20 protein-coding genes are annotated in these 13,869 nt (G+C 67.0%); all 20 read left to right on the plus strand.

Features of this window, described 5'->3' with window-relative positions:
- Window positions 1-231: 231 nt before the first annotated feature.
- A complete protein-coding gene (gene rplN / locus KZ810_RS06710; RefSeq protein WP_019516022.1) occupies window positions 232-600 on the plus strand; it encodes a 50S ribosomal protein L14 in 369 nt (122 codons plus the stop codon).
- A complete protein-coding gene (rplX, locus tag KZ810_RS06715) occupies window positions 600-923 on the plus strand; it encodes a 50S ribosomal protein L24 (protein ID WP_258044512.1) in 324 nt (107 codons plus the stop codon). The genes rplN and rplX overlap by 1 nt, the downstream gene beginning before the upstream one ends.
- Window positions 916-1,503, plus strand: coding sequence for a 50S ribosomal protein L5 (gene rplE, locus KZ810_RS06720; RefSeq protein ID WP_219768202.1), 588 nt, complete (start codon window positions 916-918; stop codon window positions 1,501-1,503). Before rplX ends, rplE begins: the two co-directional genes overlap by 8 nt.
- An 18-nt stretch (window positions 1,504-1,521) precedes the next feature.
- On the plus strand, window positions 1,522-1,827 hold the full coding sequence (gene rpsN, locus KZ810_RS06725) for a 30S ribosomal protein S14 (protein WP_026325812.1): 306 nt from the start codon (window positions 1,522-1,524) through the stop codon (window positions 1,825-1,827).
- Window positions 1,828-1,838: 11 nt separating this feature from the next.
- Complete coding sequence (rpsH, locus tag KZ810_RS06730; RefSeq protein WP_093005713.1) at window positions 1,839-2,234, plus strand: 30S ribosomal protein S8; 396 nt, start codon at window positions 1,839-1,841, stop codon at window positions 2,232-2,234.
- Window positions 2,234-2,767 carry a 50S ribosomal protein L6 gene (gene rplF, locus KZ810_RS06735; protein ID WP_219768203.1) on the plus strand — a complete coding sequence of 178 codons (534 nt, stop codon included), beginning with the start codon at window positions 2,234-2,236 and terminating at the stop codon, window positions 2,765-2,767. The genes rpsH and rplF overlap by 1 nt, the downstream gene beginning before the upstream one ends.
- Window positions 2,764-3,120 carry a 50S ribosomal protein L18 gene (gene rplR / locus KZ810_RS06740; protein WP_219768204.1) on the plus strand — a complete coding sequence of 119 codons (357 nt, stop codon included), beginning with the start codon at window positions 2,764-2,766 and terminating at the stop codon, window positions 3,118-3,120. The genes rplF and rplR overlap by 4 nt, the downstream gene beginning before the upstream one ends.
- Window positions 3,121-3,123: 3 nt before the next feature.
- The gene (gene rpsE / locus KZ810_RS17200; protein WP_258044513.1) at window positions 3,124-3,945 is read left to right on the plus strand and encodes a 30S ribosomal protein S5; all 822 of its coding nucleotides are present in this window, start codon (window positions 3,124-3,126) and stop codon (window positions 3,943-3,945) included.
- Between the two features lie 6 nt (window positions 3,946-3,951).
- Complete coding sequence (gene rpmD / locus KZ810_RS06750) at window positions 3,952-4,131, plus strand: 50S ribosomal protein L30 (RefSeq protein ID WP_219768205.1); 180 nt, start codon at window positions 3,952-3,954, stop codon at window positions 4,129-4,131.
- Between the two features lie 98 nt (window positions 4,132-4,229).
- Window positions 4,230-4,748, plus strand: coding sequence for a 50S ribosomal protein L15 (gene rplO, locus KZ810_RS06755; RefSeq protein WP_219768206.1), 519 nt, complete (start codon window positions 4,230-4,232; stop codon window positions 4,746-4,748).
- Window positions 4,749-4,928: 180 nt separating this feature from the next.
- A complete protein-coding gene (gene secY / locus KZ810_RS06760; RefSeq protein WP_219768207.1) occupies window positions 4,929-6,293 on the plus strand; it encodes a preprotein translocase subunit SecY in 1,365 nt (454 codons plus the stop codon).
- Between the two features lie 42 nt (window positions 6,294-6,335).
- Window positions 6,336-6,983, plus strand: coding sequence for an adenylate kinase (locus KZ810_RS06765; protein WP_219768208.1), 648 nt, complete (start codon window positions 6,336-6,338; stop codon window positions 6,981-6,983).
- 298 nt (window positions 6,984-7,281) lie between these two features.
- The gene (locus KZ810_RS06770) at window positions 7,282-7,515 is read left to right on the plus strand and encodes a hypothetical protein (protein ID WP_219768209.1); all 234 of its coding nucleotides are present in this window, start codon (window positions 7,282-7,284) and stop codon (window positions 7,513-7,515) included.
- Window positions 7,516-7,687: 172 nt separating this feature from the next.
- The gene (gene rpsM, locus KZ810_RS06775; protein ID WP_219768210.1) at window positions 7,688-8,056 is read left to right on the plus strand and encodes a 30S ribosomal protein S13; all 369 of its coding nucleotides are present in this window, start codon (window positions 7,688-7,690) and stop codon (window positions 8,054-8,056) included.
- Between the two features lie 120 nt (window positions 8,057-8,176).
- Window positions 8,177-8,566: a 30S ribosomal protein S11 gene (rpsK, locus tag KZ810_RS06780; protein ID WP_019516037.1), complete on the plus strand. Its 390-nt coding sequence runs from the start codon at window positions 8,177-8,179 to the stop codon at window positions 8,564-8,566.
- A gap of 91 nt (window positions 8,567-8,657) precedes the next feature.
- Window positions 8,658-9,722 (plus strand): DNA-directed RNA polymerase subunit alpha, encoded by a 1,065-nt coding sequence (locus tag KZ810_RS06785; RefSeq protein WP_219768211.1) that lies wholly within the window; start codon window positions 8,658-8,660, stop codon window positions 9,720-9,722.
- Between the two features lie 220 nt (window positions 9,723-9,942).
- Window positions 9,943-10,362, plus strand: a complete 420-nt coding sequence (gene rplQ, locus KZ810_RS06790) for a 50S ribosomal protein L17 (RefSeq protein ID WP_219768212.1) — start codon at window positions 9,943-9,945, stop codon at window positions 10,360-10,362.
- Window positions 10,363-10,517: 155 nt separating this feature from the next.
- Entirely contained in the window at window positions 10,518-11,147 is a 630-nt protein-coding gene (locus KZ810_RS06795; protein ID WP_219768213.1) for a LysE family translocator, read from the plus strand.
- 136 nt (window positions 11,148-11,283) lie between these two features.
- Window positions 11,284-12,840, plus strand: coding sequence for a glutamine-hydrolyzing GMP synthase (gene guaA, locus KZ810_RS06800; RefSeq protein WP_219768400.1), 1,557 nt, complete (start codon window positions 11,284-11,286; stop codon window positions 12,838-12,840).
- 203 nt (window positions 12,841-13,043) lie between these two features.
- On the plus strand, window positions 13,044-13,862 hold the full coding sequence (bla, locus tag KZ810_RS06805; RefSeq protein WP_258044514.1) for a subclass B3 metallo-beta-lactamase: 819 nt from the start codon (window positions 13,044-13,046) through the stop codon (window positions 13,860-13,862).
- Window positions 13,863-13,869: the final 7 nt, after the last annotated feature.

The following is a 13,869-nucleotide window of genomic DNA, read 5'->3' on the forward strand; positions in this document are numbered from 1 at the left end:
CTTCGGTCGTTTCGTGCAGGGTCTGCGTAACGCAGAGACCACATGAGCGGGCGGAGGGGCGACGTAGCGATCGAGGCGTAGGTCCACCACGGGCTTGCGTTTCGTTGCCGGGGCGGTTACCGGACCGCTCCCCCTGGTGCAGGCCCGTCAAGAACGGTCGCCCGCGCCGGGGGTCGTTATTTTAGGCGGGGTTGGGTCGGTATCCACCCCATTTGATGAGGAATTGGGTCAATGATCCAGATGCAGTCGAACCTCGACGTCGCTGACAACAGCGGCGCGAAGCGCGTGCAGTGCATCAAGGTGCTGGGCGGCTCGAAGCGTCGCACGGCCGGCGTGGGCGACATCATCGTCGTCTCCGTCAAGGAAGCACAGCCGCGCGGCCGCGTGAAGAAGGGCGACGTTCACCGCGCCGTCATCGTGCGTACCGCCAAGGACATCCGCCGCGCCGACGGCTCGGTCATCCGCTTCGACGGCAACGCCGCGGTGCTGGTCAACAAGAACGAGGAGCCGATCGGCACCCGTATCTTCGGGCCGGTCGTGCGCGAGCTGCGTGGCCGCGGCCACATGAAGGTCATCAGCCTGGCGCCGGAGGTGCTGTGATGAGCAACGTGAAGATGAAGATCAAGAAGGGCGATCAGGTCATCGTCCTGTCGGGCAAGGACAAGGGCAAGACCGGCACGGTCACGCTCGCCAGCCCGCGCGACCAGAAGGTCGTGGTCGGCGGCATCAACGTCGCGACCCGTCACCGCAAGCCGAGCCAGGCGCAGCCGCAGGGCGGCCTGGAGCGCATCGAGGCGCCGCTGCACGTCTCCAAGGTCGCGCACGTGACCGCCGACGGCAAGCCGACGCGCGTGCGTTACGAGACGCAGGACGGAAAGAAGGTCCGTGTCGCGGTCAAGACCGGGAGCAAGATCGATGGCTGATTACAAGCCCCGCATGAAGTCGATGTACGACGACTCGATCGCGAAGGCGATGACCGAGAAGTTCGGGTACAAGAACGTGCTCGAGGTTCCGCGGATCGAGAAGATCGTGCTCAACATGGGCGTCGGTGAGGCGACCCAGGACAAGAAGAAGGTCGAGCAGGCGGCTTCCGAGATGGAGCTGATCGCCGGTCAGAAGCCTGTCATCACCAAGGCGAAGAAGTCGATCGCGCAGTTCAAGCTGCGCGAGGGCATGCCGATCGGCGTCAAGGTGACGCTGCGTCGCGAGCGCATGTACGAGTTCCTCGACCGCTTCATCACGATCGCTCTTCCGCGCGTCCGCGACTTCCGCGGCCTCAACCCGAAGAGCTTCGACGGCCGTGGCAACTACGCCTGCGGCATCAAGGAGCAGATCGTGTTCCCCGAGATCAACTATGACCGCATCGACAAGGTGCGCGGCATGGACGTGATCGTCACGACCAGCGCGAAGACCGACGACGAGGCGCGCGAGCTGCTCCGTCTGTTCGGCTTCCCGTTCCCGCAGCCCGAAGGCGAGGCCGAAGCGCCGCGTCAGGCCGCGTAACAAAGAGAGCTTAAGTCCATGGCGAAACTGAGTTCCGTGAACAAGAACGAGCGTCGCAAGAAGCTCGTCAAGCAATATGCCCCGAAGTTCGCGAAGCTGAAGGCGATCGCGAACGATGAGTCGCTCGACGAGACCGAGCGTCTCATCGCGCGCCTCAAGATGTCCGAGCTGCCGCGCAACGCGAACCCGACCCGTATCCGCAACCGCTGCGAGATCACCGGGCGCCCGCGCGCTTATTACCGCAAGTTCCGTCTCGCTCGCGTCATGCTGCGCGATCTGGCCAACAAGGGCCTGATCCCCGGCCTCACGAAGTCGAGCTGGTAAGGACACGACAGATGGCAGTGACCGATCCCCTGGGTGACCTGCTCACCCGCATCCGCAACGGCCAGCGCGCGCGCAAGGACAGCGTCCTGTCGCCCGCCAGCAAGCTGCGGACCCGCGTTCTCGATGTGCTCCAGCGCGAAGGCTACATCCGTGGCTACAGCGAAGAAGAGATGGGCCCCGCCAAGGGCGTCCGCATCGAGCTCAAGTATTTCGAAGGCCAGCCCGCGATCAAGCATGTCGCGCGCGTCTCGAAGCCCGGCCGCCGCGTGTATTCGGGCAGCCAGGAGCTTCCCCGCGTGATGAACGGCCTGGGCATCACCATCGTCTCGACGCCGCGCGGCGTGCTCTCGGATGCCGAGGCACGCGAGCAGAACGTCGGTGGCGAAGTGCTGGCGGAGGTGTTCTGATGAGCCGCATCGGTAAAAAGGCAGTCCCGGTTCCCGCCGGCGTCTCCGCCGACATCGCGGGCCGCGTCCTGAGCGTGAAGGGTCCCAAGGGCACCCTGACCATGCCGCTCGCCGACGAGATCACCTATGACGTCCAGCCGGACGGCATCTCGGTGCAGCCGGCGAACGACACCAAGCGCGCTCGCGCGTTCTGGGGCATGCAGCGCACGCTGGTGCAGAACCTGGTGACGGGCGTGACGACGGGCTTCTCGAAGAAGCTGGTCATCACCGGCGTCGGCTACCGCGCCGCGGCGCAGGGCCGCAACCTGAAGCTGCAGCTCGGCTACAGCCACGACGTCAACATCGACGTGCCCGAGGGCATCGAGGTGAAGACGCCGGACGCCACCACCGTCGAGATCAGCGGTTCGGACAAGCAGAAGGTGGGCCAGCTCGCCGCCGAGATCCGCCGCTGGCGCAAGCCGGAGCCGTACAAGGGCAAGGGCATCAAGTACGACGGCGAGTTCATCTTCCGTAAGGAAGGAAAGAAGAAGTGACCAAGGGCCTTTCGCTTTTCGAGAAGCGGCGTCGCCGCAACCGTACCGCGCTTCGCGCGCGGTCGGGCACGCGTCCGCGTCTGTCGATCCACCGCTCGGGCAAGCACATCTACGCCCAGGTCATCGACGACGAGGCCGGTCGCACGGTCGCTTCGGCTTCGACGCTGGAGAAGGACGTGCGCGACACGTCGGGCGCCAACGTCGCGGCTGCGACCGAGGTCGGTCGTCGCGTGGCCGAGAAGGCCAAGGCGGCGGGCGTGACGCAGGTCGTCTTCGACCGCGGCGGCTTCCTCTTTCACGGCCGGGTGAAGGCGCTTGCGGAAGCCGCGCGCGAAGCCGGACTGGAGTTCTAAGACATGGCTGACGACAACAACCAGACGGCGGGCGAGCCGATGGCGGCGACCGCGCCGCAGGACGCCGGCCAGAGCGCGAACACCAACGGCGGTGGTCAGAACGCGGGCGGTCAGGGCGGCGGCTTCGGCGGCGGTCAGGGCGGCGGATACCGCGGTGGTCAGGGCGGCGGACGCGGTGGCCCGGGTGGCAATCGCGGTCGCGGTGGCCCCGGCGGCAACCGTGGCGGCCGTGACGGCAACCGCGGTGGACGTCGCGACGATCGCCGTGGCGGTCAGGACGACGGCGGCGAGGAGCTGATTGAGAAGCTCGTCCACATCAACCGCGTGTCGAAGACGGTGAAGGGTGGCAAGCGCTTCGGCTTCGCGGCGCTGGTCGTCGTGGGCGACGGCAAGGGCCGCGTCGGCTTCGGTCACGGCAAGGCGCGCGAGGTGCCTGAGGCGATCTCGAAGGCGACCGCGTCGGCCAAGAAGAAGATGCTGCGCGTTCCGCTCAAGGACGGCCGCACGCTGCACCATGACGGCAATGGACACTTCGGCGCAGGCCGTGTGACCGTCCGCTCGGCGCCGTCGGGCACCGGGATCATCGCGGGTGGCCCGATGCGCGCCATCTTCGAGAGCCTGGGCGTTCACGACGTCGTGACCAAGTCGGTCGGCACGTCGAACCCGTACAACATGATCCGCGCGACGTTCGAGGCACTGGGCGAGCAGACCTCGCCCAAGGCCGTCGCACAGCGCCGCGGCAAGAAGATCGCGGACCTGCTCGGTCGCGGCCAGGGCGCTGACGCCCAGACCGCCGAGGCCGATGCCGCGGCGATCGTGGAGTAACGACCAATGGCTACCATCAAGGTCAAGCAGACCGGATCGCCGATCCGCCGTACCAAGGATCAGCGCGCGACGCTGATCGGTCTCGGCCTCAACAAGATGCACAAGGTCTCGGAGCTGCAGGACAGCCCCGAGGTCCGCGGGATGATCCGCAAGGTGCACCACATGGTCGAGGTGCAGGAGGGCTGAGCCTTCCCCACCTTTACCGGTGACAGATTGGGGGAAGGGGGCTAAGCGGCCCCCTTCCTTTTCCTTTAGCGCGACAAAAGCGAAAGCGAGTGCATATCATGAAGCTCAACGAACTCCGCGACAACCAGGGTGCCCGCAAGTCCCGCATGCGCGTGGGCCGCGGCATCGGCTCGGGCAAGGGCAAGACCGCGGGGCGCGGTGTGAAGGGTCAGAAGAGCCGCGAGGGCGTGTCCATCGCCGGCTTCGAGGGCGGCCAGATGCCGCTCCACATGCGTCTGCCGAAGCGCGGCTTCAACAACATCTTCGCCAAGGATTATGCCGAGGTGAACCTGGGCGCGATCCAGAAGGCGATCGAGTCGGGCAAGCTAACTGCGACCGATATCGACCATGCCGCGCTGAAGGCGGCTGGTCTGGCACGCGGTGGCAAGGACGGCGTCCGCCTGCTCGGAAAGGGCGAGCTGACCTCGGCGCTCAACTTCACCGTCGCGGGCGTCTCGGCCGGCGCGCGTGAGGCGGTCGAGAAGGCTGGCGGCTCGGTCAACGTGCCCGAGATCGTCCCGGCTGCGGAGAAGGCCAAGGCCAAGCACCGCACCGGCCGCGCGGCACCGCGCGCGTGATTGTTGCGCCCCGGCCACGCTGCCGGGGCAGACAACACCAGCCGCTCGGGCTCGAGAATAGACACGGCATGTGATGTGCCTATATGAGCGGCGGGGTGGCACGGGCTTCCCCGCCGCTTTTGTTTGGATTCGCGCGCCGTCGAGTGCCGCGACATCCCGGTTCCAGGACATGCGACAACGATGGCATCCGTAGCCAACAATATGGCCTCAAGCGTCAGTCTGGCGAAGTTCGCGCAGGCGACCGACCTCAAGAAGCGGCTGTGGTTCACGATCGGCGCGCTGATCGTCTTCCGTCTGCTCAGCTACGTGCCGCTGCCCGGCGTCGACGCGACCGCGCTCGGCCTGCTCGCCAACCAGACCAAGGGCGGCGTGCTCGACTTCTTCAACACCTTCTCGGGCGGCTCGCTCAGCCGGATGAGCCTGATCGCGCTCGGCGTGATGCCCTACATCACCGCCTCGATCGTGGTGCAGCTGGCGACCAGCCTCAGCCCGCAGCTCGCCGCGATCAAGAAGGAAGGCGAGAGCGGTCGCAAGAAGCTCAACCAGTACACCCGCTACGGCACCGTCGCGCTGACCGCGGTGCAAGGCTATTTCATCGCGGTGGGCCTCGAGACGCTGGGCGCGAACTCGGGCATCCAGGCGGTGGTCGAGCCGGGCATGTTGTTCCGCATCAACGCGGTCGTGTCGCTGATCGGCGGCACGATGTTCCTGATGTGGATCGGCGAGCAGATCACCAGCCGCGGCATCGGCAACGGCGTGTCGCTGATCATCATGGCGGGCATCGTCGCGCATCTGCCGACGACGATCGTCAACCTGCTCGAGGGTGGCCGTTCGGGTTCGATGAGCGCGTTCGTGCTGCTCGCGATCATCGCGGTTGTCGTCGGGCTCGTGCTGCTGATCTGCTTCATGGAGCGCGCGCAGCGCCGCATCCTGATCCAGTATCCCAAGCGCCAGACGCAGCGCGGCATGCAGGCCGATCGCAGCCACCTGCCGCTCAAGATCAACACCGCGGGCGTGATCCCGCCGATCTTCGCCTCGTCGCTGCTGCTGATGCCGCTGACGATCACGCAGTTCGCCGGCAACCGCGTCCAGGGTGACAGCTGGTGGGGCGACGTGATCATCAGCCTCAACCAGTATCTCCAGCACGGCGCGCCGCTGTACATGGCGCTCTACGCCGCGGGCATCATCTTTTTCTCGTTCTTCTACACCGCGGTCGTGTTCAACCCGGAGGAGACGGCGGAGAATCTGAAGCGCTACGGCGGGTTCATCCCGGGCATCCGTCCGGGTAAGAACACCGAGACGTATTTCGATTACGTGCTGACGCGCATCACCGTGATCGGTGCTGCATACCTGACGTTCATCTGCGTGGTGCCGGAATATCTCGTCTCGGCGCTGTCGATCCCCTTCTACCTGGGCGGCACCAGCTTGCTCATCGTCGTCAACGTGACCATGGACACGGTGACGCAGATCCAGTCGCACCTGCTGGCGCACCAGTATGGCGACCTGATCAAGAAGTCGAAGCTGAAGGGGGCGCGTCGCCGCTGACACGCGGTGACGGGCAGGCGACAAACGGGGAGAAACGCGCGCGTGAACATCATCCTGCTGGGGCCGCCGGGTGCGGGCAAGGGCACGCAGTCGGAACGGCTCGTCGCCGAACGCGGCATGGTCCAGCTGTCCACCGGCGACATGCTGCGCGCCGCGGTGAAGGCGGGGACGCCCGTCGGCGTCCAGGCGAAGACGGTGATGGACGCGGGCGAGCTCGTCTCCGACGCGATCGTCTCCGCGCTGATCGGCGAACGGATGGACGCGGGCACCGGTGCGGGGGCGATCTTCGACGGTTACCCGCGCACCGCCGCGCAGGCCGACGCACTCGACCTCCTTCTCGCCGAGCGCGGGCAGACGCTCGATCACGTCATCGAGCTGGAGGTGAACGAGGACGCGCTGGTCGAGCGGATCGTCGGCCGCTTCACCTGCGCCAATTGCGGCGCGGGCTATCACGACACGTTCAAGACGCCCCGCGAGGAAGGCGTGTGCGACGTGTGCGGGTCGACCGAGTTCAAGCGGCGCCCCGACGACAACGAACAGACCGTGCGGACCCGCATGGCCGAATATCGCGCCAAGACCGCGCCGATCATCCCGATCTACGAGGCGCGCGGGCTTGTCCGCCGTGTCGACGGCATGGCCGACATCGCGGTGGTGACCGCGTCGATCGAGGCGATCCTCAGCGCGGAGTGATCATCGCCGTGCCGCCCGCTACCGGATGATGCCCCGCTGCGGGACTTGCGCGCGGCGAGATGACGAAGAGTTCATGCGCGGGTCACCGCCACCGCGGGGCCGAACGGGTAGAGCAGGGACATCGGATCGCCGAACGCGATCGGCAGGCACCACCCCCGCCTGACGGTTCCGCGGCTCTGACTACCCGCCGCCCACACTCCCGGTGGCGTCGGGTTCGCCGGCGAGGGCCTCGCGCTCTCGCCGGCGCTTTCTTGTCTCCCGCTCGACAAGCATCCGCTCACGTGGCAGCGGATTTCACATGGATGGTCTGACCCTGTTCGGCTTCGCGGCGGTGCTGTTCATGCTCGTCTGCTACGTGCTGGAAGATCGTGCGCCGTTCTGGACCTTGCTGTTCGCGCTCGGTTGCGTGGCGAGCGGGGTGTACGGCTTCCTTCAGGGCGCATGGCCGTTCGCGATGGTGGAGATCATCTGGACCGTCGTCGCGCTGCAACGCTGGATGAAACTCAGGCGGCGCGCGGAACCACGCGCTTGACTCGGCGTTTGCGCGCGCCTAACTGCCTCAGCTTCCGACACACCGGTCCCGGCGGCGCTTGCTTGCGTGCGCCGCGCTTTGCGTAAGGATCGGTGCGACGGAAGTGCAATGCGACGAGATGGGGCGCGTGGCAGCCATGCCGCACCCCGTGGAGCACAGGAGAACGAATTTCATGGCACGTATCGCGGGTGTCAACATCCCGACCAACAAGCGCGTAATCATCGCGCTGACCTACATCCACGGCATCGGCCCGGCACACGCCAAGGCGCTGACCACCAAGCTGAACATCGCGGAAGACCGCCGCGTGCAGGACCTGACCGATCAGGAAGTGCTGCAGATCCGCGAGGCGATCGACGCCGATTACACCGTCGAGGGTGATCTTCGTCGCGAAACCGCGATGAACATCAAGCGTCTGATGGACCTCGCCTGCTACCGCGGCCTGCGTCACCGCAAGGGCCTGCCGGTCCGCGGCCAGCGCACGCACACCAACGCGCGCACCCGCAAGGGCAAGGCAAAGCCGATCGCCGGCAAGAAGAAGTAAATCGTCCGGGGGGCGATTTACTCCGCCGGAGGCAGCTATCCCGGCAGCGCAACCTCGGTCGCGCTCCGGTCGAACGGCTCCAGCCCGGCGTCACTTGGAATATAGGTCAGGAACTACCACATGGCTCAGGCACCGCAGCGCATTCGTCGGCGCGAGCGCAAGAACATCACCGCGGGCGTCGCACACGTGAACGCCAGCTTCAACAACACCATGATCACCATCACCGACGCGCAGGGCAATGCGATCAGCTGGTCCTCGGCGGGCATGATGGGCTTCAAGGGTTCGCGCAAGTCGACCCCGTATGCGGCGCAGGTCGCGGCCGAGGACGCGGGCAAGAAGGCCGCCGAGCACGGCGTCCGCACGCTCGAGGTCGAGGTCAAGGGTCCGGGTTCGGGCCGCGAGTCGGCGCTGCGCGCGCTCCAGGCGGTCGGTTTCCAGATCACGTCGATCCGCGACGTGACCTCGATCCCGCACAACGGCGTCCGCCCGTCCAAGCGTCGTCGCGTCTGATGCTCTCGCGCGGCCGCTGACGAGTGGCCGCGTTTCTTACCAGGCGGTGTCGCGTGCGCACGCGCTCCGCCCAACCCCAGGGGACGAGATCTTGTCTGTCAATGCAAAGAACTGGCAGGAACTGAAGAAGCCCAGCGGCCTCGAGAAGAAGAGCGGCGACGGGAAGCGCAAGGCGACGTTCATCGCCGAACCACTCGAGCGCGGCTTCGGCCTGACGCTCGGCAACGCGCTGCGGCGCGTGCTGCTGTCGAGTCTGCAGGGCGCGGCGGTGACCTCGATCAAGATCGAGAACGTATTGCACGAATTCAGCAGCCTGGCGGGCGTCCGCGAGGACGTGACCGACATCGTGCTGAACGTGAAGCAGATCGCGATCCGCATGCAGGGCGAGGGCGCGAAGCGGCTTCAGCTCTCCGCCACCGGTCCGGCCGAGGTGAAGGCGGGCGACATCGCGGTGTCGGGCGACATCGAGGTGATGAACCCAGAGCTGGTGATCTGCCACCTCGACGAGGGCGCGACGCTCAACATGGAGCTGACCGCCGACACGGGTAAGGGTTATGTCGCCGCGACCGCCAACCGTCCGGCCGATGCGCCGATCGGCCTGATCCCGGTTGACGCACTCTACTCGCCGGTGCGCCAGGTGTCGTACAAGGTCGATCCGACGCGCGTCGGTCAGGACCTCGACTATGACAAGCTGACGCTGACGATCGAGACCGACGGCACCGTTACGCCCGAGGACGCGGTTGGCTACGCCGGTCGCATCCTGCAGGACCAGCTCGCGCTGTTCGTCCACTTCGACGATTCGTCGGTCACTCGTTCGGCGCCGGTCGGCGTCGCGGCGCCGGCGGCGAGCATGGGCGAGGTCGCGGGCGATACCGCGCAGATCAACCGTTACCTGCTCAAGAAGGTCGACGAGCTCGAACTGTCGGTGCGTTCGGCCAACTGCCTCAAGAACGACAACATCATCTACATTGGCGATCTGGTCGGCAAGACCGAGGCTGAGATGCTGCGCACGCCGAACTTCGGTCGCAAGTCGCTCAACGAGATCAAGGAGGTGCTCTCCAGCATGGGGCTGCGCCTCGGCATGGAGATCCCCGGCTGGCCGCCCGAGAACATCGAGGAAATGGCCAAGAAGCTCGAGCAGGAAATTATGGGCTAGGCCGCATCGGGTTAGCACTGCTAACCCGAAGACGGCGCCAGCCCGGCCGGCGGATCGGCCCAGCCGATCCGTTCGACGTGGAGGCGCGGGACTTGCTCCCGCGGCCCGGCCGCAACGAACAGGGCTCCTCCCGGGGAGCGACGGACAACCGGTGGCCCACCGTCCCACCAGGCCCGGGGTACCTCATACGGCCCCCTGACGAACGAGAAGGAAGACACCCATGCGTCACCGTGTAGGCGGTCGTAAGCTTCAGCGTACCTCGGCACACCGCCAGGCGCTGTTCCGCAACATGTCGGCCGCGCTGATCAAGCACGAGCAGATCACCACCACCGTCGCCAAGGCGAAGGAGCTTCGCCCCTACGTCGAGAAGCTCGTCACGCTCGGCAAGAAGGGTGGCCTGTCGAACCGCCGTCTGGCGCACGCGCGCCTGCTCGACGACGCGCAGCTGGTGAAGCTGTTCGACACGCTCGCGACCCGCTACGCGTCGCGCAACGGCGGCTACACCCGCATCATCAAGGCCGGCATCCGCGCCTCGGATGCCTCGCCGATGGCGATCATCGAGTTCGTCGACCGCGACGTGGCGGCGAAGGGACAGGACTCGGGTCCGGTCCTGACCGAAGACGATTTCGACGGCGAGTGAGCGCATGTGAGTAGCCTCGGCTACTCACGAGGTGCACTTGCCCGGCCAGCGGCGCACTGCGCCGACTGACGGCGCGGCGTTGCCGCGGCGGGCTGACAAGAGGAGCCGCTCCAGCGATGGGGCGGCTCTTCTCGCATGAACTCAGGGAATTCCGGATGACGCTTCACACCTGGTGGCTGTTTGTCGTCGCGGTGTTCCTGTTGTGCGGCACGCCCGGCCCCAACATGCTCCATATCCTGTCGCGCAGCGTCGAGGTCGGCGTGCGGCGGACGACCTTCGCGATGGCGGGGTGTCTGTCGGCAATGCTGATCGTGCTCGCCGCGGCCGCGACGGGGTTGACGACCTTGCTGCGCGCGATCCCCGGCGCGTTCGACGTGCTCCGCTACGCGGGCGTCGCCTATCTGATCTTTCTCGGCATCAAGGCGTGGCGCAGCGACGAGGCGCCGGTCGACGTCGGCACGGGCACGCTGCCGAACGCGGTGTCGAAGCGCGCACTGTTCCGCGGCGGCTTCGCGATCGGGATCAGCAACCCCAAGCTTATCCTGTTCGCCGCGGCGTTCCTGCCGCAATTCGTGGCGCGCGGCGCGCCGCAGGCGCCGCAGTTCGCGATCCTCGTCGTCACCTTCGTCGCGATGGAATGCCTGTGGTACGCGGCCTACGCGCTCGGCGGGCGATCGCTGTCGCGTTACATGGCGCGGCCGAACGTACGGCGCGTGTTCGACCGCGTGACCGGCACGATCTTCATCGCATTCGGCGCTGCGTTGTTCACCGCGCGACTGGCGTAGCCGCTGTCCTACACGCGGATCGGCGCATAGGCTGCGCGCGTCTTTCTCATGTCGACCTCCGGCTCGCGCGCGCACGCGTAGGGGTGTGACCTTTGCGACCTTCCACGCGCGGCGCGCAGTCGCTACACGCGCGCGGATGGAGCATCCCGACAGTATCCTCATCGTCGATTTCGGCAGCCAGGTAACCCAGTTGATTGCGCGCCGCGTGCGCGAGGCGGGGGTCTACAGCGAGGTCGCGCCGTTCAATTCCGCCGCCGAGGCGTTCGAGCGGATGAAGCCCAAGGGGATCATCCTGTCGGGCGGGCCGTCGTCGGTCACGCTCGAGCACAGCCCGCGCGCGCCGCAAGCTTTTTTCGAGGCGGGGGTGCCGATCCTCGGCATCTGCTACGGCCAGCAGGTGATGAGCGCGCAACTGGGCGGCAACGTCATCGTCTCGGGCGACGGCGGCGAGTTCGGGCACGCGATGCTCGACGTGAAGGCCGAATGCGCGCTGTTCGACGGACTGTGGGAGGTCGGCTCGCGCCACCAGGTGTGGATGAGCCACGGCGATAAGGTCGACGCGCTGCCGCCCGGCTTCACGCCGGTCGCGACGTCGGAAGGCGCGCCCTTCGCGATGGTCGCCGACGAGGAACGACGCTTCTACGGCGTGCAATTCCATCCCGAGGTCGTTCACACCCCCGATGGTGCCAGGCTGATCGCCAATTTCGCGCGTCACGTCTGCGGTCTCGCCGGCGACTGGACGATGGCGGAGTTCCGCGAAACGAAGATCGCCGAGATCCGCGAACAGGTCGGCGCGGGCCGCGTCATCTGTGGGCTGTCGGGCGGCGTCGACTCGGCGGTGGCGGCGGTGCTGATCCACGAGGCGATCGGCGATCAGCTCACCTGCGTGTTCGTCGACCACGGCCTGATGCGCTCGGGCGAGGCCGAGCAGGTCGTGTCGCTGTTCCGCGGCGCGTACAACATTCCGCTGGTCCACGTGAACGCCGAAGAGCTGTTCATGGGCGGGCTCGCCGGCGTCACCGACCCCGAGGCGAAGCGCAAGTTCATCGGCAAGACCTTCATCGAGGTGTTCGAGGACGAGGCGAAGAAGATCGGCGGCGCGGATTTTCTCGCGCAGGGCACGCTCTACCCCGACGTGATCGAGAGCGTCAGCTTCACCGGCGGCCCGTCGGTAACGATCAAGAGCCACCACAATGTCGGCGGCTTGCCCGAACGCATGAACATGAAGCTGGTCGAGCCGCTGCGCGAATTGTTCAAGGACGAGGTCCGCGCGCTCGGTCGCGAACTCGGGCTGCCCGAACATTTCGTGGGTCGCCACCCGTTCCCCGGACCCGGCCTCGCGATCCGCATCCCCGGCGAAGTGACCAAGGAACGCTGCGACATCCTGCGCAAGGCCGACGCGATCTACCTCGAGGAAATCCGCAACGCCGGGCTGTACGATGCGATCTGGCAGGCGTTCGCGGTGCTGCTGCCGGTCCGCTCGGTCGGCGTGATGGGTGACGGGCGGACGTACGATTCGGTGTTGGCGCTGCGTGCGGTCACCTCGACCGACGGCATGACCGCGCAGGCGTTTGAATTCCCGGGCGGCTTCCTGGCGCGCGTCTCGACGCGGATCGTCAACGAGGTACGCGGCGTCAACCGCGTCACCTACGATTACACCTCGAAGCCGCCGGGCACGATCGAGTGGGAGTAAATCGGATCACGCGAGCAGCCGGGGGCTGCTCGCCCGATTTACTCGGCTACACAAGCGGCCGTGAGGGCGCTGGGGTAGCAGAAGGCCATCGCCACGCCCCGGTCTTCCGCGCGAACGACGGTGGTCGAAGCCAGCTCGGCGCATCGACCCGATCTACCGCCGCTCCCCGACTGGGGCGGATAGCCCGGCAAGCCGTCGCGCTGATGGCAGCGGTCGCGGTCCCGACATTCGCGACCGCGGCGACGCCGAATCCACCGGCATGGACGACTCCGACGGCGCCGTACCACCTCGTCGGCCCGATCTGGTACGTCGGCACGCAGGGCCTGGCGGCCTATCTCGTCAGGACACGCGACGGGGCGATCCTGCTCGATGCCACGATGGCGGAGAATGTGGCGGCGGTGACGCGCAACATCCGCGCTACCGGCGTCCCGCTCCACCGTGTGAAACTGCTGCTCGTCAGCCACGCGCACTTCGATCACGCGGGGGGCGACGCAGCGATGGTGCATGCGACGGGGGCGGCGGTCGTCGCGGGCGCCGGGGACGTGGCCGCGCTCGAAAGCGGCATTCCACCCGGTGAGACGAGCTACGGTGTCATCCGCTTTCCGCCGGTCAGGGTGGCGCGTGCGGTTCGCGACGGCGACCGCGTGACGCTCGGCGGCACGACGCTGACCGCGATCGCGACGCCGGGACATACGCCGGGTTGCACGAGCTGGACGATGCGCGTGGTCGATCACGGCCGCCCGCTCCGGGTGATCTTTCCGTGCAGCGTGTCGGTCGCAGGCAACCGATTGATCGGCAACCGGCGCTACCCGACGATCGTCGCCGATCTGCGCACCAGCATCGCCCGGCTGGCGCGCGAGCCCGCCGACGTGGTGTTGCCGTTCCATCCCGAACAAGCCGACGTGCGCGCCCGTGCCGCGGAGCATCGCCTGATCGCGCCGTCCCTGCTCCCCGCGCTGATGCGGACGGCCGGCGAAGATTTCGAGCGCGAACTGACGCGCCAGCGGGAGGAAGCACGGTGACCGACGC

Source organism: Sphingomonas citricola (genome assembly GCF_019429535.1).
Lineage (GTDB): Bacteria > Pseudomonadota > Alphaproteobacteria > Sphingomonadales > Sphingomonadaceae > Sphingomonas > Sphingomonas citricola.

What these genes read in the sequence shown, in the direction of transcription:
- KZ810_RS06795 (WP_219768213.1), top strand. Translation starts at nt 10,518, where the DNA reads ATGACGCTTCACACCTGGTGGCTGTTTGTCGTCGCGGTGTTCCTGTTG.
- rplE (WP_219768202.1), top strand. Translation starts at nt 916, where the DNA reads ATGGCTGATTACAAGCCCCGCATGAAGTCGATGTACGACGACTCGATC.
- rpsM (WP_219768210.1), top strand. Translation starts at nt 7,688, where the DNA reads ATGGCACGTATCGCGGGTGTCAACATCCCGACCAACAAGCGCGTAATC.
- rpsN (WP_026325812.1), top strand. Translation starts at nt 1,522, where the DNA reads ATGGCGAAACTGAGTTCCGTGAACAAGAACGAGCGTCGCAAGAAGCTC.
- rplF (WP_219768203.1), top strand. Translation starts at nt 2,234, where the DNA reads ATGAGCCGCATCGGTAAAAAGGCAGTCCCGGTTCCCGCCGGCGTCTCC.
- rplO (WP_219768206.1), top strand. Translation starts at nt 4,230, where the DNA reads ATGAAGCTCAACGAACTCCGCGACAACCAGGGTGCCCGCAAGTCCCGC.
- rpsH (WP_093005713.1), top strand. Translation starts at nt 1,839, where the DNA reads ATGGCAGTGACCGATCCCCTGGGTGACCTGCTCACCCGCATCCGCAAC.
- rplX (WP_258044512.1), top strand. Translation starts at nt 600, where the DNA reads ATGAGCAACGTGAAGATGAAGATCAAGAAGGGCGATCAGGTCATCGTC.
- rpsK (WP_019516037.1), top strand. Translation starts at nt 8,177, where the DNA reads ATGGCTCAGGCACCGCAGCGCATTCGTCGGCGCGAGCGCAAGAACATC.
- KZ810_RS06770 (WP_219768209.1), top strand. Translation starts at nt 7,282, where the DNA reads ATGGATGGTCTGACCCTGTTCGGCTTCGCGGCGGTGCTGTTCATGCTC.
- rpmD (WP_219768205.1), top strand. Translation starts at nt 3,952, where the DNA reads ATGGCTACCATCAAGGTCAAGCAGACCGGATCGCCGATCCGCCGTACC.
- rplN (WP_019516022.1), top strand. Translation starts at nt 232, where the DNA reads ATGATCCAGATGCAGTCGAACCTCGACGTCGCTGACAACAGCGGCGCG.
- bla (WP_258044514.1), top strand. Translation starts at nt 13,044, where the DNA reads ATGGCAGCGGTCGCGGTCCCGACATTCGCGACCGCGGCGACGCCGAAT.
- secY (WP_219768207.1), top strand. Translation starts at nt 4,929, where the DNA reads ATGGCATCCGTAGCCAACAATATGGCCTCAAGCGTCAGTCTGGCGAAG.
- rpsE (WP_258044513.1), top strand. Translation starts at nt 3,124, where the DNA reads ATGGCTGACGACAACAACCAGACGGCGGGCGAGCCGATGGCGGCGACC.
- rplQ (WP_219768212.1), top strand. Translation starts at nt 9,943, where the DNA reads ATGCGTCACCGTGTAGGCGGTCGTAAGCTTCAGCGTACCTCGGCACAC.
- guaA (WP_219768400.1), top strand. Translation starts at nt 11,284, where the DNA reads ATGGAGCATCCCGACAGTATCCTCATCGTCGATTTCGGCAGCCAGGTA.